The sequence below is a fragment of the Limihaloglobus sulfuriphilus genome, assembly GCF_001999965.1.
In the GTDB taxonomy this organism is placed as follows: Bacteria; Planctomycetota; Phycisphaerae; order Sedimentisphaerales; family Sedimentisphaeraceae; genus Limihaloglobus; species Limihaloglobus sulfuriphilus.
Genome location: NZ_CP019646.1, coordinates 3,255,315 through 3,278,081 on the forward strand (window position 1 = coordinate 3,255,315; position 22,767 = coordinate 3,278,081).

Sequence of the window (22,767 nt, forward strand, 5' to 3'; positions counted from 1 at the left end):
AGCTAAAAAATGGCAGGAATACGACAGATAAAACAGCGCCACAGGGCGATATCGAATATCCGCAAGGTCACACGCACCATGGAGATGATATCCTCTGCGCGCTACCGCCGCTATTACAAACGGTGGAAGAGCAGCCAGCCGTTTTTTGACGGGCTTGCGCAGCTGGCATATCTGATGGTAACTGCTGAGACGAAGATTGATGCGCCTCTGCTGGCCGACCACAGCGAGGGCGACCTGGCGGTACTGGTACTGGGCACGGACAGGGGGCTCTGCGGCGCGTACAATTCCAACCTGATGCATATGCTCGAGGTGCACGTGAAACGGGCAAAGCGGCTTCGCAAACGGCTGCGTGTGTATGTCAGCGGCAGAAAAACAGCCACCCAGCTGCGGGCAAGGCATATACCAATAGAAGAAGAGCTCACCGGCTTTGACGGCATACCCACCAATGAACAGTCGGATAAATTATCTGATGAGCTGATCGAGAGATTTTGCGAGAAGAAAATCTGTTATGCCGGCGTGGTATATACGCGGTTTTATTCCAACGCCAGCCAGAGGCCCCAGACACTGACGCTGATGCCGCTGTATGAGCTGATAGACGATATCTGCACCAGGACAAACGTTATATGGCCGTGGGAGGCGACGTTCGAAGACTTCGAGGTAAGCCCGCCGCCGAAGGAGCTGTTCCCGGAAATCGCCAAAATGATGGTTCGCTCCGCGCTGGCGGAATGTTTTATCGACGCGGCGGCAAGCGAGAATCTCACCAGGGTAAACGCCATGAGAAACGCCTCGGTAAACGCCGATGAAATGCTTACCAATCTATCATCGGAATACAACAAGGCCCGCCAGGGGCAGATTACAAACGAGCTGATGGACATAGTCGGCGGCGTAGAGGCGCTGAGCTGATGAGAACAAAGATACAATATTTATCGGCCGGATTAGTTAGATCGGTCTGATATCATAAAGAAAAAAATTATGGAAAATACCGGAAAAATAATACAGGTAATCGGAAGCACGTTCGACGCGGAGTTTGATACAGATTCCGTGCCGGCGATCTACAACGCTCTGACGGTAAAAAAGATTTTCGGCGGCGAAGAGGTTACCCTCACCGGCGAAGTTCAGCAGCACCTCGGCGGCGGGCGCGTACGCGCGGTTGCGCTGGGCTCGACTCAGGGAATCTCCCGCGGACTGGCAGTGACAGACACCGGCGGCCCGGTCATGGTGCCGGTCGGCGATGTAACGCTGGGGCGCGTGTTCAACGTACTCGGCGAGACGGTTGACGGCAAAGAACCCGTGCAGGCGCAGCAGTACCGCCCCATACATAAGAGGCCGCCGGAATTTGTTGATCTTGTGCCGCGTTCGGAGATGTTCGAGACGGGAATAAAGATAATCGATCTGCTCTGCCCGTTCGTAAAAGGCGGCAAGACCGGCCTCTTCGGCGGGGCGGGCGTTGGTAAGACGGTTCTTATACAGGAGCTGATCGCGCGTATCGCAACCAAGCACGGCGGCCACTCCGTATTTGCCGGCGTTGGCGAGAGAACCCGTGAGGGCAATGACCTGTGGCGGGAGATGGCGGATACGCATATCGGCGATACACAGGACACAGTGCTCAAGCATACCTGCATGGTGTTCGGCCAGATGAACGAGCCGCCGGGCTCAAGACTGCGGATCGCCCTGACAGCGATGACGATGGCAGAGGCGCTTTGCCGGGAAAGCAGCGGCGACACACTGCTGTTTATCGATAATATTTTCCGTTTTTCACAGGCCGGAGCGGAGGTCTCCGCGCTGCTCGGGCGTATCCCCTCCGCGGTAGGGTACCAGCCGACACTTGCCACCGAGATGGGCCAGCTGCAGGAGCGGATCGCATCTACTACCAACGGCGCGATAACATCCGTGCAGGCGGTTTATGTTCCCGCTGACGACCTGACAGACCCTGCACCGGCGACGACGTTTGCGCATCTTGACTCGTCGGTTGTACTCAAACGTTCCATCGCCGAGAAGGGTATCTATCCGGCAGTCGATCCGCTGGAAAGTACATCGAGAATCCTCGATCCAAATATCATCAGCAAAGAGCATTATGAAGTTGCCCAGGAGGTACTGGAAAACATACAGCGTTACAAAGACCTCCAGGACATCATCGCAATACTCGGCGTTGATGAGCTCAGCCGAAAAGACCAGCTGATTGTCGCGCGTGCCAGAAAACTCGAGCGGTTTTTCTCACAGCCGTTCCTGGTAACCAGCCAGTTTACCGGCATGGAAGGCAAATATGTAACCGCTGAAGAAACGGTGAAAAGCTGCCGCGAAATCTGCGAGGGTAAATGGGACAAGCTGCCCGAACAGGCATTTATGTATGTTGGAGATGTAAACGAAGCAGCGGAAAAAGCCGCCGCGATGAGATAGCTTATTTAAGTGAAAAGCGAAAAGTGAAAAGTGAAAAATAGCGGAGTTCGCCCTCCGAGGCGGATTTTCAACTTCTCTCACAGATTTAAAAAAGAATATAAAGCCATGTAGAGCAAATTCACGAATTTGCTCAGTTTAAAAAGTTAAGAGATAAAAGTAATCAAATAGACATGATTAACATGATTAACAAGATTTGAATTTACCATGAAGAGCATGAAGGACATGAAGAAAAGATATAATAAAAACTTCAATTTCTTCAATAACTTCATGGTTAATAAAAAATTAATCTTATCTATCTTGTTAATCCTGTCAAATAATTAAAAAGTTAAGATTTACGTAGGGCAAGCGTCCCCGTTTGCCATTTAAATGTCAACCGAGGACGGTTGAGCTACTTCGTAAGAGTGCACGCTTCAGCGTGCAAAACATCCCGTCTTTCGGGCACCCCTCTAAAGAAGGGGGATTTAATATGTGTCGGGCTGTAAGCCCGACCTACGAAGAATAATCAGCGAAAATCTGCGTAATCTGCGGATTTTCTTATTTTAAAATTAAATACACAAGATTAAAATCCTGTTAATCCTGTAATCCTGTCAAAATAAATAAAATGCCACATAGAGCACCGACATTTGAGTTTAAGCTGATGACGCGCAGCCGCACACTGGTTGACTGCCGCGTATCGATGCTGATTGTACCTGCCCACGACGGGCAGCTGGGACTGATGCGCAACCACAGCCCGATAATAACGCGGCTTGGTCTGGGCATCATGTACGCCAAGGGCGTAACCGACCACGATTACAATCCGCTGCCTGAGAGCTTTCATCTGATCGACGATGGGATCGTGCGTATGAGCGACAACCGCGCCACCGTCCTTGCGTATGATGTTACCGGCCTCGAGGGTATGGAGATGGACAGGGTCGAAGAGATGCTCGAAGAGGCGAACAAGCTGCTTGCCGGTGATGCGTTCACAACACAGGCCCGCCAGCATCTGATCAAAAAGGCAAGCCTCATAAAACAGCTCGCCAAGCTGGCGGATCTTCCCCGACAAACACAACAGGTGTCCAAAACGGAATAACGCCCGACGCGGCTATCCGTCAACAAGCTCAAACGAGCTGATCGGAATCCAGGCATCATCTCCGCTGAACAGACGTATATGCGCCCATCTAATGCGTTTTTCAAGAAGCTCAAACTCCGTGCCCTCGTGCAGCGGCTCCGAGAAGCTCTCCGGGTAGTTCTCGCCGTTGCCCTGCCTGGCAGTAACGGAGTCGGCGAGTATCACGCCCGTTCGGCTCGCCCCGATACCAAAATGTTCAACAGCGGCAGAGCCGGCAAGGCAGATAAAAATTACAAACACCAGTCCCGCTGCCGGCACTGTCCAGCGGGCATTCGCGAATAACAGCCTCGCCGCAATCAGCAGCATCAAAACTGCATACGAGATTACCGCCGCGGTGAACCTGCTGCGGAGGCTGAAATCATAATGCCAGAACAGAAGCCGCGAAAGAACCCGCCGCTCAACACGCACCTCGATTTTATCCACACGTTTGCTCAGTGCGTATTGCAGGTTTTTGTGTATCTGCGGATCGGAGCTGTCGAGTCTCTGCGCCCTGCGGTAATTGAGTATCGCCCGTCCGATATCGTCCGACATCAGATAGCAGTTGCCCAGGTTGTAATACAGCCCGGGATTGCTTATCTGCGATTCGTTTATAATCTGCTCATACATGACCGCGGCTCTCTGGTACAGGTCTGCGGCTTCCCGTCCGTCTGCCGCGGCCGCCCGGCGGAATGTATCCTCTGCGCGGCTTAGCAGTGTTGCTGCCTCTTCGCGGCTGGTTTCGGGTGAATCCGCCGCCGCGGCAAAACCGGCACAAAACAATATTATCAGAAAGGCGCTTAGCAGTGCAGTTCTCATTTTACAGCCCTTTCTATCTCACGAATTATCTGGGTTACCCTCACACGCCACTGCGGAACGAACTCCACGCTGAGCGGGCTGTACTGAGACGCCTGACACGCCTCGAGTATCCGGGCGAATTCTTTTGCCTGCTCTTCCAGCCGGCACACACGGCCTATCAAATTTTCGCAGTCAACCGGAGTAACCGAGCCTGCGGACATATCAAACCTGCGTGCTATATATTCCCGCATCGCCTCGGCGAGGTGTTCTTTATCGTGTGATTTTTTAATCGCGTGATACGCCTTTGAAGCCGCGGTTTTTCTTAGCCTTTGTTTTTTCCGGTCTTCGCCGGCAGAGAAAAGCCTGCGGATAAACGCGGCCGCCGCCAGCAGTGTCGGCAGCGCCCAGAGCAGCACAAACGCCGGCTGGAAAACCGCCGCCGCAATGGAGAACCGGTAATCCTCGAGCAGCCGGCTGCCTTCGTAGTTGGCGGCGATACCCTGTTTCTGAACGACAACATCATGCGTTTGCGGCGATACACTGCCGCCTTCAATATCGGAAAGCGTCAGCTCTTTTGTCGGCGAAACCTCTAAGGGTATCGCATCACTGTAAACCGTTATATACTCACCCCTGTCAACGTCGAAGTAGCTCAGCGGTATCGGCGGTATCTCGGTTACCTCCTCGGATTTTGCCCTGATAGTGGTGGTAAACGTCCGTGTGCCGGTACCGTCTTCTGATGCGGGTGTATCGCTGGAGATTATAAAGTCATCCTCGAAACCGTTAACAATCTCCGGATCAGGGCATTGCACGGGACTGAGCAGAGAGCCGGTTATCCCGATTGTCAGGGTGATAGGATCGCCGACCTTGACCTGTACCGGCTGTGCGGAAGCGGATATGCTGTATCTGCCTATCAGGCCGTAATAGCCGGCCGGTTTGCCGCTCTGGGGCAGCGGCCGTACCTCAAGGGTCAGCGGCTCTGAGCCGGCAGTGAAAAGCCGGTATTCCTGGCCCCAGAAATCGCGAAGCAGAGATCTCGGAGTGCGTGAGGACTGTACCGCGACGTTTACGTTTACGGATACCGGCGATAGCTCAAACGTGCCCGCCGCCTGCGGCAGAACCATCTTCGAAAAAGAGATTTCGACAAATTCTTCTCCATTGCGTCTTACGCCGCGCTGCTCAACGCCGGCGGTGATGCCGCTTGCTTTTATTATTTTATCTCCGGCGTTTTTGCCTTCCGGGTCATCTACCAGAAAATCATTATCAGTAAACAGAGGCACATTGAATTCATAGTCTCCCACAGCGCGGGCGATATCGGCGCGGACATACCATTTAACGGTGGCCTGCACCGGCTGGCCGACATAACAGCTCTGCTCCGAAAGCTCCCACTCGACAGCCAGTCCGTCCGAGCGGGCGGGGCGCTGCACAACTATATCAATACTGTTGGAGGTGTACTCTTTGCCGTCAACGGTTACGGTTACCGGCGGCAGTGTAAATGTTCCGCTTTTCGATGCGGTCAGCCTGTAGCCGTAGAGATAGCGTTTTATGACACGGTCAGTGCGTTTGCCGTTTATGATTGTTGTTGATCTCTGCGAGACGTCTCTCTGGTTTGTCAGCTGCGGCGAATATTCCGCAAGCGGTGTTACGTCGATCGAATCGGCGCTGCTGCTTCCGTCAATATAAACAAAATAGTCAAACCCCACGCCCTGGTATATCGGCGTGTTATCCTGCACCTTGGCATAGACTTCGATGCCGCTCGCCGCGGAGACGCACATCAGCGTCAAAATCGCCGCCAGAAATATCCGTGTAAAAACAGAGTCCGCCATCACCAGTCCTTCTCCACAGGTTTGTACTCTCCGATCATTCGAACCCGCTGGGAGCGGTTTTCACGTTCCTTGTTTATGATGTCTTCCGGCTCGGCGTGCTGCGGCTGGCCGTTCTGCTCTTGCTGTTGATCCTGCTGCGGCTGCCGTGGCTGCTGACTCTGTTCGTCCTGCTCCTGCGGCTGCCGGTCTTCCTGCTGTTGGCCGTCCTGCTTCTCGCCCTGTTCTTCTCCGTCTTCGCCGAGCTTTTTCAACGCCTCGGAAAGTTCATCGGCCGCCTGCTGCTGTGACTGTTTTGCCTGCTGCTGTTTCTCCGGCTCTTCGCTTTCCATCTGCTCACGCGCCTGCTGTTGTTTCTCGGCGGCCTTTTCCACGTCTTTGGCTGCATCCTGCATCTGCTGGTCGTTGTACTTCTCGGCGTGTTCTTTCATCTGATCCAGCGTCTGCTGCGTATCTTCGGAGAGCTGCTGCTGCTGTTCTTTGCTCTGCTGCTCAGACGGGTCCTGCCCGCTGAGCTGCTGTTGTTTCTGCTGCTGGTTTTCGAGCTGATCCTGGATATCCTGTTTGGACTGCTGCTGCTTTTGCTGCTGCTGTTTCTGCTGTTCAAGCATCTTTCGCAGCATCTCCTGTTTGACTCTGGCAAGCTCAATATTGCGGGCGGTCTGTGATTTGTCATCTGTGAAACGGGCTGAATCGCGAAGAGTCGAGATGCAGCTGTCAAGGTCGCTGATCGCCGCCTCGGGGTCCTCTTTGGTTTTCTGCGAGGAAAGCTCATAATATGCCCGGGCGAGATTGCTGCGGATATCATGTTTTAGTTTTCCGCTCTGGTCTCCTGCCAGCGAGAGCGCCTGTAGATATGCGTTTACAGCGTCTTCGAGCCGGCCTTCTTTGAGGCGGGCATTTGCGAGGTTGTACGCCGCGACGGCAGATTCAGACTCCGCCGCCTGCTCATACAGCTCTGCCGCGCCGGGGTAATCCTGCTGGGCGTAGAGCCGGTTGCCCTCGTTTACAAGACTCCTGGGCGATTGCGCAAAACACACGCCCGCCGCCGCAGTCAGTATCATTATATATAAAGTTTTATTTTTCTTAGACATACCAGAAAACAGTATAACAAAGCCTAATAATTGTTCAAGTTTCTGCGCCGGGCATCGCTGATCACGGTATCTGCCGCGAGCACCAGAAACGCCAGCACCAGAAATATCTGGAATTTTTCTTCGTATTCCATTCTAACCTCTTCTTCGAGCTGCCGCCGGCCCGAGCCTGAGGCGATTCCGTAATACATCTGCCCCAGATCAAACGTTCCCGTCTCCACCGGCAGGTAAACACCGCCGGCACTGGCCAGGGCGGTCTTTCTCAGGGTTTCGGAATCGAGTTTTGTACGCACGGTTTCGCCGTTGTGTTCGAGGTAGCGTTTCCGCCCATTCTCATCGACTACCGGTATCGGCGCTCCGTTTACCGGATCGCCCAGTCCAACCGCTATTATCCGCACGCCCTCCGCGGCGGCGGCTTCGGCGGCCTCTACCGGCAGGCTCTCTTCCAGGTCTCCGCCGTCGGTGATGAGTATTATATCCCTGTAATCACGGGGCGTATTCTCGAAGACCTCGTTGGCGGCCTTGCGGATCGCGTCGCCTACGTTTGTGCCGCCGCGGAATACGCTCTCGGGGCCGAGTTCATCGAGTGCCATACGTAAAAACGAATAATCCCTTGTCAAAGGGCATTTTACAGAAGCGCTGCCGGCAAATGTTACCAGTGCCACCCTGTCGCCCTCAAGCCGCACGATCAAATCTTTTATAGCTATCTTTGCCCGCTCAAGCCGGTTTGGCTTGATATCCTCTGCCAGCATTGACCGCGACACGTCCAGCAGTATCACGACATCCCTGCCCAGCTGGGGGATCATTCGCGGCGTCGGGTTCCACCGCGGGCGGGTCATAGCGACAACTATCAGCACAAAAGCCAGTACAGCAAGCACCGCCTTGAGTGCTCTTCGGGCAGGGTTTATCTCTGCGTTTAGATGTGCCAGCATCGGGGCTTTTGCAAACCGCCTCAGCAGCCGTCGCCGCCGCCACGCCGCCCAGGCGAAAACCGGCAGGATAACAGCCGGCACTATAAACAGAAGCATTAGATATTTGTCGTTTACCATTACGGGCTCTTCCTCAATACCGTATTGCTTAGAATTATCTCCGCCAGCAGAACCGCCAGCGCCGCGGCCGCCCAGGGCAGGAACTTCTCGTTGTAATCGTTGTATTCGAGGCTTTTTATCTCGCTTTTTTCCAGCTCGCCGATACGCTCATAAACCGCCTTGAGCTGTTCCGCGTCGTCGGCGCGTGCGTAGAAGCCGCCGGTTTCCTGGGCGATTGAATTGAGCAGGGTCTCGTCAAGCTGCGCAGCGCCGGGGATAGTGAACTGGTCCATAACCCGCACCGAGCCGGAGCCGATACCGATGGCGTAAATCTTGATGCCCCAGTCGGCGGCCATCTCGGCGGCTTCCTGCGGGCTGATCTGGCCCTGGTTGTTTATGCCGTCTGTCAGCAGGACAATCGCCTTGCTCTTTATCGTAAACTCCGGCGGTGTATGGGAATCCGTTCCGCTCTGCTCGGCGTTGGCTTTGTTAATTTCCTGCTCGGCGGAATGGAGCCTCGCCGCGGCAAGTGCTATCGCCTCGCCGATTGCCGTGCCGTCTTCGCTTCGCAGCCGAACCGTGTTGGTCTGTTTTAAAAACTCAACCAGAATTGAATGGTTTCGCACCAGCGGGCAGACAGTATCGGGATAACGGGCAAAGGTTACCAGTCCCAGCAGATCGCCGCTGCCCGCCTCGAGCCCGTCCGTTCTGGAGGTTATGAAATCTTCTAACACCAGTTTTACCGCTTCAAATCGGGAGAGCTCCTCGCCCTTGTAGATCATCTTTTCGTTCATACTGCCCGAGCGGTCAACGACAAGCTCCATCGCCACGCCGTCAATCGATATGTTCGAAATGCTCACCCCTTCACGCGGCCCGGCAGCGGCAACAACCAGCAGTGCCAGGCAGAGCGCCCGCAATACCGCCGGCAGCGGCATCAGCCTGGAGCGGAGTGATTGGGGGATCCGGTCAAACACTCCCAGCCATGAAAACCTCAGTCCCGCGCGGCGAATCCTTGTGCGAAACAGAAATACTGCCGCGACAATCAGGAGAAGCCCAAACGCTAACGGTGAATGAAACTCTATCATGCCGCCTCCTCCACAACTTCGTCGAATATCCGGGCCTGAGCCTCAGTTATCTGGCGCTCGGCATCGGCGGTCTTGTTGGCAAACTCCTCGAGCAGGCTGCCGATATAGCGGATCTGCTCTTCGTCGGGCACGTAGCGGGCGAACTTGACCATGTCGCACTGCTCCATGAAATATTTCAGATCGCCCTTTGTCGCCGTATCGAGATCACTCGAATCGCGGAGGCTCTCGAGAAACTCCTCCGTTGTCATGTCGCGGGCACGCAGGTTAAACCGGTACTCTATATAATAACGCAGAAGATTGCACACCGTCTGGTAGTACAGCTCATACTTGCCCCGCGAGGGCAGGTCAAGCCGGTTGAGCCTGACAACCGCGCTGTTGATCGTGTAATTTAGCGATACATATCTGATACGCCTGTCGCGCCGGCGTTTCCACCTTATCAGCAGATACACTATCGCCGCAGCGAGGATTATCCCGCCGGCAGCGGCCGCGGCTATGATGCGTTTATCGAACGGTATCGCGGCGACATCACGGACTTGCAGGCTCTCGTCTATCAGAGGATCGACGCCTTCAGTTTTGATAAGCTCGATATCTTCCTGCGTAAGTGCCGACACGACCGATACCTGTATCGGCTCAAGCTCCAGCTCGTTATCGCTGCCGGTGATTTTGACGGTGATCCCTTCCAGAACCGCCTCGCCGGCAGAGAGCGGCGCAAAACCGATTGAGTATGTCTTTACGATCATCTCGCCCTTAACCCGAGAACCGGATTGGCCGGGCTGTTCCACCAGGTCAAAATCAGCATCGTCCGGCTCATACGTTATCTCGGCATCAAACGTCTGCGGGGAGGTTACGGTTATTTTCAGCCGGTAAACATCGGCAAGGCTTATCTGCTCATCGCTGCCAGAAACCGTCAGCGCAGCATCGCCAAGCCGGTATTGCCGCTCGTAAGCGAAAACCGACATCGCCGCGAAAAATACTATTATGTAAAATCGTTTTTTCAGCAAAATGTTTTTTCGCGGATTCAACTCCCAAGTGCAATTAAGTTAAATCCTGTTTTGTTATCCTGTTAGTTTTTTCCTCTTATAGAATACTTCATTTGGGGTTAAAAATCCAAGAGATTTTCTGGGTCGATTATTCAGTCGATTCATTATGTGCTCAATCTTCTGATTGGTCAGCATTCGGATGTCACTTCCTTTTGGTACATACTGACGGATCAAGCCATTGGTATTCTCATTCAAGCCCCGCTGCCATGCACTGTAGGGATCGGCAAAGAAGACCTTAATTTTAAGGTTATGGGCAATAGATTCATGGTTTGAAAATTCTTTGCCATTGTCCACTGTCAGTGTATAGGTTCGTCGGGGCAGCGTGCCGATCAGGGCGATAATGGTCCGTTCAACCGCTTCGGCGGTATAACGATCTACCTTACCGATCAGCGTCAGCTTGCTTTTGCGGTCAACCAGGGTTACCAGGGCTCCCTGATGGTTTTTCCCCACGACGGTGTCGCCTTCCCAGTCCCCGATGCGGTTTTTTCTCTCTACAACCGGTGGGCGTTTTTCGATACCAACCCTGTTTTTGATCGTTCCACGCCGGTCCCGGCTGTTTCTTCGTTTTCTTCTTTGTTTGGTCCCGGCAATCCGCAGATGGGTATACAGGGTTTCTCCCCGGGCTTTATCCTGCCAAATGTGCTGGTAAATCCGCTCATGACTGACGGCCGGCCCCTGCCAGTGGGGATCGGTTTTCATGCGTTTTGCGATCTGCTCCGGCGAATGTTGCTGCCGGAGGCGGGATTCAATGTATTCTATCGTCTCCGGCTTCATTTTGACTGCTTTACGGGCGGCCATCCGTCGATATAAAGCCTTTTGCTGGGCCTGCTTAGGGCGATAGCCCCGCAGACCTGTATTGCGGGCCAGTTCCCTGCTGATCGTGCTGGGAGAAACGCCCAACGCCGCAGCTATTTGTTTTTGTTGATTTCCTGCTTGCTTCATGGCATATATTTCGATACGATCGTCTTCGGTGAGCTGCTTGTACGCTCTCATAAGTGTTCCTTTCGTTGAGGTCACCATAATTCAGTGAGAGAGTATACCAGCTCACCACAATTTTGGCGACTTAATTGCACTTATGAGTTGAATCCGCTTTTTTAATTATCAGACAGGATTAACAAGATTAACAGGATTTTGTTTAGTTATTTTTAATCTTGTGTATTTAATTTTAAAATAAGAAAATCCGCAGATTACGCAGATTTTCGCTGATTATTTTCGTAGGTCGGGCTTCCAGCCCGACACATATTAAATTCCCCCTTCTTTAGAGGGTTGCCCGAAAGACGGGGTGTTTTGCACGCTAAAGCGTGTACTCTTACTAAGTAGCTCAACCGCCCTCGGTTGACATCGAAACGGCAAGCGGGGACGCTTGCCCTACTTAGCTTCTAATTATTGGACAGGATTACAAGATAGACAAGATTGATTTTTTATTATATCTTTCTTCATGTCCTTCATGCTCTTCATGGTAAATGCAAATCTTGTTAATCATGTCTATTTGATTACTTTTAGCTCTTAACTTTTTAAATTGAGCAAATTCGTGAATTTGCTCTACGCCGCGGCATTTGTCTAACCTGACCGCTCCATATTTCTTCACTTGTTTATCAATATTATCAGAATGTGAACAAGTGAAGAACGGCTCTGATTGCGTCATGCGATATTGACTGAATCTTAACTTTTTAAACTCATCGTAGGTCGGGCTTCCAGCCCGACACATATTAAATTCCCCCTTCTTTAGAGGGGTGCCAGAAAGACGGGGTGTTTTGCACGCTAAAGCGTTTACTCTTACTAAGTAGCTCAACCGTCCTCGGTTGACATAGAAATGGCAAGCGGGGACGCTTGCCCTACATAAATCTCAACTTTTTAATTATTGGACAAGATTAACAAGATAGACAAGATTGATTTTTTATTAACCATGAAGTTATTGAAGAAATTGAAGTTTTTATTATATCTTTTCTTCATGTCCTTCATGCTCTTCATGGTAAATTCAAATCATGTTAATCATGTCTATTTGATTACTTTTAGCTCTTAACTTTTTAAACTGAGCAAATTCGTGAATTTGCTCTACATTGCGTCATGCGATATTGCCTGATTCTCAATTCGTAATTCGTAATTCTTTATTCCCACCTCTCACCTTCTGCTGTGGCGTATATGGAAAAACTTCACAATATCATGGATATACGGTTTATCCGTCTGTACGGTTATGCAGTCGATGCCGGCGCTTCTAAATCCCGATAGCAGCTCGGCTCTTCGTTTGGCGGCGGCTGTTTCGTAGCTTTTTCTAAACCGTCTGCTGGAGGTATCGGCGAAGATCCTCTGGCCCGTCTCGGCATCTTTGAGCTCTATGATACCCGCGGCGGGCAGCTTTGCCTCTGCCGGGTCGTGTACCTCGACGGCGATCAAATCGTGTTTTCTGCCAAGCAGTGTCATATCACGCAGGTAGCCCGTCGCCATGAAGTCCGATACCATAAATATAACCGCTTTTTTCTTGTTTGTTCGTGCCAGATGCTCGAGAGCCGCCTTGATGTTGGTTTTAACTCCCTGTTTCTTGAAGCCCAGCAGCTCGCGGATAATACGCAGTACGTGGCTGCTGCCCTTTTTTGGAGGCACGAACATCTCGACCTGATCAGTAAATATCAGCAGGCCGACCTTGTCATTGCTGCGTATCGCGGCGAACGCCAGCACCGCGCACAGCTCCGCGGCAAGCTCATTTTTACTACGCTCACCCGAGCCGAAATCACCCGAGCCGCTCAAATCAACCGCCAGGATTATCGTCAGCTCACGCTCCTCGACAAACCGTTTGATGTGAGCCCTGCCCGTACGGGCAGTTACGTTCCAGTCGATATCGCGGATGTCATCGCCGGGGATATACTCGCGAACCTCCTCGAACTGCATACCCCGCCCGCGGAACACACTCTCGTACTGACCGGCAAACGCCGCGTTCACCGCGTGAGAAGTGTATATCTGTATCTGGCGTATTTTTGCTAATAGTTCGTGATCAAGCATCGTTTAATCATCAAAAATCTGAAATTATAAATCTCAAAATCTTCCATATTCCGTAAGAACGGTATTCTAATGGAAATGACTGATATTAAAAGAGAAAATTGTTTCCGCTTTGACAGTAACCAGGGCAATCGCATCTAAAGTCCTTTATTTTGTTGTGTCAGCACGCGATATAGGTATTGCTCGTTCCAGCCGCAGCACAGCCTTCTGGTCTTTATGCCGACCTTGTGCTTGGTTTGCTGTTTTAGCAGATTCAGTGCTATTCGTGAGAGCCTTGCAAAATTTTCTGCTCCATAACCTTTTCTTATTCTCCTTTCATCGTCGGCAAAGCTGATATCTAAACACCAGTGCAAGGAGTTCTCTACCCCCCAGTGGCCCCTGATATATTTGAGTAAATTTGGCGGATTTTTGCAAGTCAGGCTTGATATGTAATACCGTTTCTCTACGCTTGTTTCATCTCCTATGCTCCTCTTTGCCTCCACACATATCAGGCTCTTGAGCCCGACCCAGTTCTTCTTTTCAGAGTTAAGGAATCCTACATTTGAAACAGCCCGCAATGTGCGTTCTTCAACCCTGCCGTGGCCTCCATCAGTTTCACTTGCAACAGTATATTGAATATTATAGACATTATCGTCTATACATTCATCAAAAAGGGTAACTGCATTTTTATGCAGGCCGGTCTGATTTGCCTTTAGCTGCAAGATATAGTCCCCATCATTTTCAATTACAGCATTAGCAATTTCCTTTTGGCAGCCCATAGCATCAGTTGTTACAACTGCACCATCTAAATCAATTAACTCCAAGAGCTTAGGTATAGCCGTTATCTCATTGCTCTTGGTTTCTGTTGCAATCTGCCCAATGACCATTTTGTTGGTGTCGCACCAGGCATTTACCATGTGAACAGCCGCTTTTTCAGATGCATAATCAACGCTTCTACGCATAGTCTTGCCGTCAATGGCTATGAGCCTGCCTTCACTCTTTTGGGCTAAGGCATTGACCCATTCGAGGAAGCATTGTTCAAATGAGTCGGGTTTGAGAGAAGAAAATACTCGTCCAAATGTGTCGTGAGAAGGAATGCCATTAGGCAAAGAAAGAAAACTTTTAAACCACTCTTCTTTGCACTGAGCGAACTCTTCAACCTGTGTCCATCCATCAGCGCCACAAATTATTGCACAAATTGCAATGGATAAAATATCGCTAAGCTCATGCTTGCGAGTACGCTCGACTCTGGGGTCTTCAATTGTCGAAAAATAGTCCATTAATCTGCGTTGGTTTTGTTCTTTTTTCATAATTTTCCTCGTTTTAACGTTGCAAAGATATAGAATACTATATATTATACTATAATGAAAAAGACAAAAAAAGCTATAAAATTATTAGAAAAAATCGCAAAAATAGAGCGAATGGAACGAGGGAAAATATGTCAGATGAAAAACCGGCAGCATTTCAACCACCAAACGTGGAAAAATGGAGCCAATGTTGTGCGATATGTCCCAAAGGATGAGCTTGAAGCACTGCAGGCTGACATAGATAGTTACAACCAATTCATGGACTTAGTGCAACAATATGCTGACGAAATCATACGGATAACACGCCTTGAAAGAAAAAAACTAACCGAAAAGCCTAAAAAATGATATTTTAGATGCGATTGCCCTGTGACAGTAACTGCCGGGGCGGTTCTGGCTATTCCTCTTTGAGCAGGGCAAGCATGTCTGTGTGAACGCTTTTGTTCGAGGCGATGAATTGCACTTTTTGCGCCTGGTATGCCTGTATGTCGAACGGGAATATGTCCCTGTTGTGCCAGTCGGTGAGTGTTCCGCCGGCGAATACGTGCACAGCTCCCGCCGCGGCGATATCCCAGAATTTAATCCTGTTTGACGCGGCGGCGATGAGACTCCCGTTTGCAACGTATGATATATGCAGGGCGGTCGAGCCGTAGTTTCTCAGCTTGATAGAATCCACCATGTCCCAGAACTGTTCCAGCTCTGCCTTTTTACGGTCTATATCCAGTGCGATGCCGGCGAAGGGGTTTATCGGCTCATCACTGACGGTTATCCTGTGCTCGTTTGCCCAGGCTCCCGTCCCTTTCGTGCCGGCGTAAAAGGTTTGCGTATTTGGGTTATACACCACTCCGGCCATGGGCACCCCATCGGCAAACGCCCCGATACATACGGAAAACGACGGCAGCGAATGTGCAAAGCTGGTTGTCCCGTCAATCGGGTCTATCACCCACCACACACCGTTTGGTTCGGCGGGCGGTTTCTTGTAGAGCTTTTCGCCGTTGAGGCCTTCCTCGGCGAGGATTCCGCTATCTGGGAATTCACCCAGAAGGATATCCACGATCGCCGCCTGCGCCTTCGGGTCGGTCTCGGTGACGATCTCATCACTCGATTTGTTTGTAAACGAGCGGCTCCAGAAAGCCTCCATTATGATATCCGCCGCCGCAATCGCCGCTTTTTTGGCTGTTTTAATCAGTTTGTCTGTATTTTGTGTGTCTTTCATATGGTTTGTTTCATCACTTAATTCTGTTTTTCTTCGGCGTGGTATGAGCTCCTTGTGAACGGGCTTGACATCACCCATGAAAAGCCGATCTGGCGGGCTTTTTGGGCCCACTGGTCGAATTTCTCCGGCGTTACGTACTCGGCGACTTCGAGCGATTCTTTGCTCGGTCGCAGGTATTGTCCCAGTGAAACCCTGTCACACTTGTGCCGCCGAAGGTCTTTTAGTGTCTGCAATACCTGCTCGTCGGTCTCGCCCAGCCCCAGCATGATCGAGGATTTTGTCTGAATCCGGGGGTATTTCTCCTTTACCATCAGCAGCAGGTTCAACGACCTCTGATAGTCGCCGCCCGGGCGGGCTATCGGGTATAACTGCGGTACAGTCTCTATGTTATGTCCGAATACAAAAGGAAACGCCTCCGCGAGGATTTCGATGGATTTTTCTTGGCTGTCGCGAAAATCCGGCACGAGCAGCTCAAACTGGATACCCTCAACCGCCTTGCGTGTTTCCAGCACGACATCCCTGAACTGAGATGCCCCGCCGTCTTGGAGGTCGTCGCGGTCAACACTGGTGATAACCAGGTATTTGAGCTTCATGCGTCTTGCCAGCTCGGCAACCCTCGCCGGCTCTGTCGGGTCGGGCGGCAGCGGTTTGCCGTGGCCTACCGAGCAGAACTTGCAGTTGCGTGTACAGATACCGCCGAGGATAAGTACCGTTGCCGTGCCGCGGCTCCAGCATTCGCCCTTGTTGGGGCAGTTGGCATGGTCGCAGATCGTCTCTATGCCAAGGCCGGAGATAGATTCGTTTGTCCGGCTGAACGTCTCACCGATGCCCATCGGGCGTTTGAGCCAGGGCGGAAGCCGGCGAACTGATTTATTTTCTTTTTCTACAGTCATTTACATTTATTTCCTGCTGAATATAATGAAACTGAAGGTGCCGAGCCTGTGCAGCGTTACGAAGTTAACTTTAGCGGCTATCCCGCGGCTGTCAACCTGAAAAATCCCGCCGGGAGGGCGAATCGAAACAGAACGTTCCCAAAGTATGCCGGCCGCCGGCACTGTTAACAGGTTTGCCCTGAATCAGCTCAAAGAAAATTTGTTGCCATCACATTGACCCGACTGAGCTTGACTCCTTTTAAAGATGCGATTTTTTTGCCGAGTTTTTCAATATCCGCGGCTTTGCCTTTCATTATAATCACTTCGAGGCAGTTGTCGTGGTCAATATGAACATGTGTTGTCGCGATAACGTCGAGCAGGTGGTTGTGCTGTATATCGATAAGTTTCTGTGTAAGTTTCGCTTCGTGATGATCATACATCAATGTTACCGCCGCCACACACTCGCGCTGCGGCTCGAGAAGCTGACGTTGAGAAAGACGCAGACGGATCATGTCCCTGACTGCCTCCGAGCGGTTGGGACAGCCTTCTTCGGCTATCAATTCGTCAAAAGCACTCAAAAGCTCCTGTTCTATCGATACGCCAATTCTTTCAATACGACTCATAACTCTATCCTGCTAAAATAACTATAACTTATGTAAACACCATTATATCGGCTTGACAAAAAAGTGAAAATAATTTATAGTCGGTATTACGATTTTAATATTATTATGCGCGAGGTAAATCTAATTATGTTTTCGAAGAGTTTATCACCAAAACTGTTTATACTGCTTGTTTGTCTTTTCGTTTCTGCGGCTTTGGCCGAGGATGCGATTCCGGTAACACATTGGGAGTTTCAGGCGGTCAACCAGGACGGCAGCTCTGCGTTTGCAAATGATGCTAATTCTCCTTTTCAGGTGGTTCTTGAGGGTATTCTGCTCAACAATCCCGAGGATTGGCTCAGCCCTGAACCCGATTCAACGCCCGGGCCGTGGCAGATGGGCGGCGAGTGGGAGATGTTTATCCAGGGCGAAGGTGAGGATATGGCCGGCACTGCCTGCTGGATGGGGCAGAATTACGGCAACGGCCCCGGAGAAGACAACTACACGCAGCAGCAGTGGCTCGATGAGATTTCCCGTTTAAACCGAGATCCGCAGAGCGGCTGGGTGTTCCACGCAGGCGACAGGGTACGGGTAACCGGCACATATCTCTTTTACGCAGGTAAACTTAACATAAACGAGAACCATCGAACCGAGCCGTTATTTGATTTTAAGGTTGAGCTTGTAAAACCGGCGGTTGGCCTGCCGCGTCCGGAATCTGTTACTATAAGCGAGCTTAAAAATCCCGATAACAGCGAAAAATTCGACTCGACAAGAATGACCGGCTGTGAACGGTATCAGTGCCGGCTTGTCAGGCTCGAAGGTGTAACCATCGATGACCCGGAAAACTGGGGCAATGACAGCACCATAACAGTCAGCGATGACAGCGGCTTGAGCTTCCCTGTGCACCTGGCACTGGGCAGTGGAATAAGCCGGCAAGAATGCCCCTCGGGCACAATCGATGTTGTCGGCGTTCTTAACCAGAAGGGCCCCGGGTACCCGCCGGATCCGACAAAGGGATACTATATTATAGTGATGGATTATGACGGCAACGGCAAGGTGCTCGGAGCAGCCCGTAATCCCAGAGGTAACTTGAGCGGCGATATAAACAGTGATTATGTTGTCGATCTCCAGGACGTTGCAGAAATCGCCGCCGGCTGGCTTGAAACCAGATCCGGCCTGTATCAGGAATGATGAAAACAAAGCATGACAAAGCGTTTACACTTATAGAGCTTCTGGTAGTAATATCGGTAATCGCCGTTATGATGGCGATTCTTCTGCCCTCGCTTTCCGCCGCTCGTCGGCAGGCAAAGGTGCTCGCGGTGAATTCCGACCTGTATCAGGTCAGCCTTGGTCTCGAGATGTACATGCAGAGCAACAGCGGCAAGCATCCGCCAACCCGCAAAGACTGTTCGATGGGCTGGGAAGACCACCAGCTGCCGCCGGAGCTTGCGCAGGGTAAATATCTGCCCGCGCCGCAGACCAAAGACGGCACGACGGTAGGTATAAAGGACAGATTTCACAGAATAAACACGTATAAATACAGCTCAGTAGGTGAGTTGTACCAGAATAACCGGTTTATGCCATATATAAAGGCTTCGTTGTATGTGCCGGCGAGTTTTCCTGATAATCAGGGACCGCCGCACGAGGATATCCGTTATAATGATCCGAAGACATCCCCTGTTACATGGGTGGTTTACAGCCAGGGGCCGGAATTTGACGAATGGAAACTGATAAAACAGCTTCACGGGCCGGTACCGGAGCGGACATGGTATTCCCCATCGAAAAAGCAGGGTCTGATAGTCCGTATGCGGCTGAAAAACAGCGGGCATTATGGCTCGTTTGACAAATAACAATTTTTTCAAGGATTTAAACATTGAAGTACCTCATAAACCATAAATTTGGAATTTTCGTTATATTTTCGCTGATAATTTTTGGCGGTTTAGTCTGTGCAGATTCGATAGAGGACGGCGGCCATGTCGTGGTCGATACGGATATGGGGCTTGATGATGCCGCCGCATTGGCGCTTATTCTACAAAGCCCGCATATAAAAATCGAGGCGGTCATTGCTGCCGAGGGCGTTACAAACGCGGCAGACTGTGCCCGTCTATGCGGCAGGATGCTTGATATGTTTAACCGTCCGGACGTAAAACTCTATGAAACAGAGAGTAACAAAAATGCCCCTGCCCCTGGTTTTCGGCCGATAGCCAAAAACGCGATCGATTCAGCTTTGCCCGGTTCTCGCCGAGAGGTTTCGGTGAGTTTATTCACGCCTCAGTCATACACGGAACATGACGAGGAAACTGTAATACTCGCATTGGGGCCGCTGACGAATCTGGCCGCGGCAATAAAAGCAGACCCCGATATCATAGACCGGATTGAACATATCATAATACCCGGTTCGCCCCGGTCAGAAGAAAACTGGAATATCAGCCGCGATAAAGATGCGTTTGAATACGTTCGCGCCTCGGGTGCCGAGATAATTTTCATAAGTCCCGACCCAAACGCCGCGAAAAAAGGAAACATTTTCACCGAAGCACCGTTTGAGCCGGGGGCGAATACATCAATCGCCGAGCAATTCATGCGAAAACTTCTGAAGGACAAATCAACTCTTGAGCATTACGCGGCATTGCCTTTTTTTGATGAGGCGGCATATATCTACCTGGTTGAACCGGAAATGTTCGAACTCACTGAAACAGATGGTGTTATGACAACCTCGCCCCGTGCTGACCTTAATGAGGGTTTCAAATATTACCTGTGCTTAGGGCGGCAGCACAAGCATAATGTGGTTTTCAGGGATACGATGCTTCCCTCGTTTGTGTTTCAGCCGGATATCGCCTCACGTATCACGGATATGGTAGAAAAGAACGGTCAAACGGAGTTTTTTTCCCAGATGATCATGAACGAGCTGCACGACCATCTCGGTGCGTATTCTGTAATCGGGGTAAAGATGGGGCTGCGGGCGATGGAGCTGCTCAACTCACCGCCGCATTCAATGAAAGTAACCACTCACGCGCCGGATACCCAGCCGGCAAGCTGCATAAAAGACGGCATTATCGTTGCTACCGGCTGCACACCCGGCCGAGCTTTGTTTTTTCAGGGACAGGTCGATGAAAAACGGATTAAAACCAGCTTCGAGTATAACGGCAGAGAAGTTACACTGGTGCTAAAATCAGAATACACCGATAAAATACGCCGGACGATACAGGATATATTAAAGACATACACGCTCGAGGATCATGAGTATTGGGAAAATGTCCGCGAATTCGGGTTGGATATCTGGGAAAACTGGCACAGACTGGATCTTTTTGAGATGCTTGAAAACAAATAAACCCGCTCAGCCGATCCCGATGAGTCCGAGTTTTTCGCCGTATTTGTCGATGATTGCTTCTCTGAGGTTGACGTTCTCCGGTTTTTCCAGCAGCGGGTCATCTTTTACGAACTGGGCGGCGTCTCGTCTGGCCATGCAGAGCAGGTCGAAGTCCTCGACGATGTTTGCCAGTTTGAGATCGGGCATTCCGTGCTGGCGCGTGCTGAACATCTCGCCGGGGCCGCGGATTGAGAGGTCAAATTCCGCGATTTCGAAGCCGTTATGGCTTTTTTCCATCATTGCCAGCCGTTTTGCGGCGATCTCGTTTTCCAGGTCGCCAAAGAGGAAGCAGTACGAATCACTCTGGCCGCGGCCGATACGCCCGCGCAGCTGGTGCAGCTGAGCCAGGCCGAACCGGTCGGCGGTTTCGATCACCATAATCGTGGCGTTTGGCACATCAACACCGACTTCGATAACCACCGTAGATACGAGGATGTTGATCTTGCCGCTTCGAAAGCTCTCCATGATTTCGCTCTTTTCGGCGGCACTCATCCTGCCGTGCAGCAGGCCGACCTCAAACTCGGGGAAATCCTTTATGCTAAGGCGTTTATGTTCGTAAAGGGCGGCTTTTACCTCGGTCTCGTCCTCGCTGGATGTGATCCGCGGATACACGAAAAACGCCTGCTTACCCGCCTTGATGCGTGCGTGTATAAACTCTATCGCCTCATCACGCTTGCCCTGCTCTACAACACGGGTTTTTACCCTGCCCCGTCCCGGCGGCGAGTGTTTTATTACCGAAACGTCCAAATCTCCGAACGCTGTCATGGTTATCGTCCTGGGAATCGGCGTCGCGGTCATTACCAGTGTGTGCGGCAGAGCGCCTTTGCGGACGCGTGCCCGCTGGTCAACGCCGAATTTGTGCTGCTCGTCGATAACGACAAGTCCCAGCCGCCTGTATTCTATCTCGTCGTTAAGCAGGGCGACTGTGCCGACAACTATGTCGATCTCGCCGTCTTTTATCTGTTCGTGTATTTTTTGGCGTTTTTTGCCGGTGATGCTGCCGGTAACGAGCTTGATGTTAACCCTGCTGCCCTCAAGGTAGCGGCAGATATTGTCATAGTGCTGTTGTGCGAGTATCTCTGTCGGGGCCATAATTACCGCCTGGCTCTTGTTGGCAACCGCCATAAGTGCCGCATATACAGCGACTACCGTTTTCCCAGAGCCGACATCTCCCTGCAAGAGCCTGTTCATCGGGTGCCGCGAGAGCATGTCGGCGACTATCTCATCTATCACCGCGTCCTGGTCTTCGGTCAGCATAAAGGGGAACCTCCGCCGGATATGCGTATCGAGCTTTTTGTCCCAGCCCATGACAGAAATCGGGTTGGATTTTGCCACCCGGTTACGCCGCAGAGCCAGTCCAAGCTGCATCAGGAACAGCTCTTCATATTTGAGTGTGCGGAGTGCCTGGTCGGCTTCCTGCTGTTCCAGCGGCTGATGAATCTGGTGAAAAGCCGTTTTGCGGCTTAGAAGCTGTGTTTTCTGGCGGTATTGGTCGGTGAAAAACTCGGGGACATGCTGGCAGAGGGTCTCGAGCGAGTTTCGTATCAGGTATTTTATCTGGCCGGTGGTGAGGCCCTTTGTCGCGGGATAAACCGAGCCGCCAAGGGATTTTACGTCCGCGTATTCGCCTTCTTCGAGTACCCTGAAACGCGGATTTGTCATCTGGAGCTGGTGTTTGTAGCTGCTGACCTTGCCGTAAGCCAGAAGCGGCATACCGATATCTATCTGGTTGAGAATGTAGCCGCCGTTGAACCATACCAGCCGGAAATTACCGGAGTTATCAACGAGATAAACCTCGACAAACGGCGGCCGGCGAAACTGCTTGAAGTCTATCGATTCAATTATGCCCACGACTGAAGCGTCCATGCCTTTGCGCAGCTCGGAGATATATGCCGGCTCAGGCAGAAACTCCCAGCTGCGGGGGAAGTATTCGAGCAGGTCGCCGGCGGTTAAAACGCCAAGTTTGGCCAAAAGCCTTTGTCTATAAGGGCTTACGCCTTTTAATACGGTTACGCCGGTTTTTAAAAAATTGCTGTTTTTTTGGTATTGGGAATCCATTTTCATGTCAAGACAGTTTTAATTCAAAAGATAAC

At 51.3% G+C, this 22,767-nt stretch carries 21 protein-coding genes; 7 read left to right on the top strand and 14 right to left on the bottom strand.

Features of this window, described 5'->3' with window-relative positions:
* Positions 1-9: 9 nt before the first annotated feature.
* The 3 genes from atpG to SMSP2_RS12580 all read left to right on the top strand — a co-directional run bounded on the left by atpG (position 10) and on the right by SMSP2_RS12580 (position 3,466).
* Positions 10-903: an ATP synthase F1 subunit gamma gene (gene atpG / locus SMSP2_RS12570; RefSeq protein WP_146684391.1), complete on the top strand. Its 894-nt coding sequence runs from the start codon at positions 10-12 to the stop codon at positions 901-903.
* A 69-nt stretch (positions 904-972) separates the two neighbouring features.
* Entirely contained in the window at positions 973-2,397 is a 1,425-nt protein-coding gene (atpD, locus tag SMSP2_RS12575) for a F0F1 ATP synthase subunit beta (RefSeq protein WP_146684392.1), read from the top strand.
* Between the two features lie 601 nt (positions 2,398-2,998).
* Positions 2,999-3,466: a F0F1 ATP synthase subunit delta/epsilon gene (locus SMSP2_RS12580; protein WP_146684393.1), complete on the top strand. Its 468-nt coding sequence runs from the start codon at positions 2,999-3,001 to the stop codon at positions 3,464-3,466.
* 12 nt (positions 3,467-3,478) lie between these two features.
* Here the strand turns inward: SMSP2_RS12580 and SMSP2_RS12585 are convergent, their stop codons facing one another.
* From SMSP2_RS12585 to SMSP2_RS12630, 10 genes are all read right to left on the bottom strand, one after another.
* Positions 3,479-4,300 carry a tetratricopeptide repeat protein gene (locus SMSP2_RS12585; protein WP_146684394.1) on the bottom strand — a complete coding sequence of 274 codons (822 nt, stop codon included), beginning with the start codon at positions 4,298-4,300 and terminating at the stop codon, positions 3,479-3,481.
* Entirely contained in the window at positions 4,297-6,102 is a 1,806-nt protein-coding gene (locus tag SMSP2_RS12590; protein WP_146684395.1) for a BatD family protein, read from the bottom strand. The genes SMSP2_RS12585 and SMSP2_RS12590 overlap by 4 nt, the downstream gene beginning before the upstream one ends.
* Positions 6,102-7,193: a hypothetical protein gene (locus SMSP2_RS12595; protein WP_146684396.1), complete on the bottom strand. Its 1,092-nt coding sequence runs from the start codon at positions 7,191-7,193 to the stop codon at positions 6,102-6,104. Before SMSP2_RS12595 ends, SMSP2_RS12590 begins: the two co-directional genes overlap by 1 nt.
* A 23-nt stretch (positions 7,194-7,216) precedes the next feature.
* Positions 7,217-8,239 carry a VWA domain-containing protein gene (locus SMSP2_RS12600; protein WP_146684397.1) on the bottom strand — a complete coding sequence of 341 codons (1,023 nt, stop codon included), beginning with the start codon at positions 8,237-8,239 and terminating at the stop codon, positions 7,217-7,219.
* A complete protein-coding gene (locus SMSP2_RS12605; RefSeq protein WP_146684398.1) occupies positions 8,239-9,303 on the bottom strand; it encodes a vWA domain-containing protein in 1,065 nt (354 codons plus the stop codon). Before SMSP2_RS12605 ends, SMSP2_RS12600 begins: the two co-directional genes overlap by 1 nt.
* A complete protein-coding gene (locus tag SMSP2_RS12610) occupies positions 9,300-10,304 on the bottom strand; it encodes a protein BatD (RefSeq protein ID WP_146684399.1) in 1,005 nt (334 codons plus the stop codon). The genes SMSP2_RS12605 and SMSP2_RS12610 overlap by 4 nt, the downstream gene beginning before the upstream one ends.
* Before the next feature lie 54 nt (positions 10,305-10,358).
* The gene (locus tag SMSP2_RS12615; protein WP_146682659.1) at positions 10,359-11,336 is read right to left on the bottom strand and encodes an IS30 family transposase; all 978 of its coding nucleotides are present in this window, start codon (positions 11,334-11,336) and stop codon (positions 10,359-10,361) included.
* Positions 11,337-11,739: 403 nt separating this feature from the next.
* Positions 11,740-12,135, bottom strand: coding sequence for a hypothetical protein (locus tag SMSP2_RS12620; RefSeq protein ID WP_146684400.1), 396 nt, complete (start codon positions 12,133-12,135; stop codon positions 11,740-11,742).
* Between the two features lie 329 nt (positions 12,136-12,464).
* Positions 12,465-13,340: a DUF58 domain-containing protein gene (locus tag SMSP2_RS12625; protein WP_146684401.1), complete on the bottom strand. Its 876-nt coding sequence runs from the start codon at positions 13,338-13,340 to the stop codon at positions 12,465-12,467.
* A 134-nt stretch (positions 13,341-13,474) separates the two neighbouring features.
* A complete protein-coding gene (locus tag SMSP2_RS12630; RefSeq protein WP_146682569.1) occupies positions 13,475-14,626 on the bottom strand; it encodes an ISAs1 family transposase in 1,152 nt (383 codons plus the stop codon).
* A gap of 111 nt (positions 14,627-14,737) precedes the next feature.
* Here SMSP2_RS12630 and SMSP2_RS12635 point away from each other — a divergent pair, with 111 nt between their 5' ends.
* Positions 14,738-14,968, top strand: coding sequence for a hypothetical protein (locus tag SMSP2_RS12635; RefSeq protein ID WP_146682568.1), 231 nt, complete (start codon positions 14,738-14,740; stop codon positions 14,966-14,968).
* A 49-nt stretch (positions 14,969-15,017) separates the two neighbouring features.
* On the opposite strand, the gene SMSP2_RS12640 is transcribed toward SMSP2_RS12635, so the two are convergent.
* The 3 genes from SMSP2_RS12640 to nikR form a co-directional block, all read right to left on the bottom strand.
* Positions 15,018-15,836, bottom strand: a complete 819-nt coding sequence (locus tag SMSP2_RS12640; protein WP_186804712.1) for an inositol monophosphatase family protein — start codon at positions 15,834-15,836, stop codon at positions 15,018-15,020.
* A 17-nt stretch (positions 15,837-15,853) separates the two neighbouring features.
* Entirely contained in the window at positions 15,854-16,729 is an 876-nt protein-coding gene (gene lipA / locus SMSP2_RS12645) for a lipoyl synthase (protein ID WP_146684403.1), read from the bottom strand.
* Positions 16,730-16,917: 188 nt separating this feature from the next.
* Positions 16,918-17,331: a nickel-responsive transcriptional regulator NikR gene (gene nikR / locus SMSP2_RS12650; protein WP_146684404.1), complete on the bottom strand. Its 414-nt coding sequence runs from the start codon at positions 17,329-17,331 to the stop codon at positions 16,918-16,920.
* Positions 17,332-17,457: 126 nt separating this feature from the next.
* Between nikR and SMSP2_RS12655 the strand changes: the two genes are divergently transcribed.
* From SMSP2_RS12655 to SMSP2_RS12665, 3 genes are read left to right on the top strand one after another with little or no spacing between them, the layout of a single operon-like run.
* Positions 17,458-18,498 (top strand): hypothetical protein, encoded by a 1,041-nt coding sequence (locus SMSP2_RS12655; RefSeq protein ID WP_146684405.1) that lies wholly within the window; start codon positions 17,458-17,460, stop codon positions 18,496-18,498.
* Positions 18,495-19,157: a type II secretion system protein gene (locus tag SMSP2_RS12660; protein ID WP_146684406.1), complete on the top strand. Its 663-nt coding sequence runs from the start codon at positions 18,495-18,497 to the stop codon at positions 19,155-19,157. The genes SMSP2_RS12655 and SMSP2_RS12660 overlap by 4 nt, the downstream gene beginning before the upstream one ends.
* A 23-nt stretch (positions 19,158-19,180) precedes the next feature.
* Positions 19,181-20,635: a nucleoside hydrolase gene (locus SMSP2_RS12665; protein WP_146684407.1), complete on the top strand. Its 1,455-nt coding sequence runs from the start codon at positions 19,181-19,183 to the stop codon at positions 20,633-20,635.
* Positions 20,636-20,641: 6 nt separating this feature from the next.
* Here SMSP2_RS12665 and recG read toward each other — a convergent pair whose 3' ends face one another.
* Positions 20,642-22,738, bottom strand: a complete 2,097-nt coding sequence (gene recG, locus SMSP2_RS12670; RefSeq protein WP_146684408.1) for an ATP-dependent DNA helicase RecG — start codon at positions 22,736-22,738, stop codon at positions 20,642-20,644.
* Positions 22,739-22,767 lie beyond the last annotated feature (29 nt).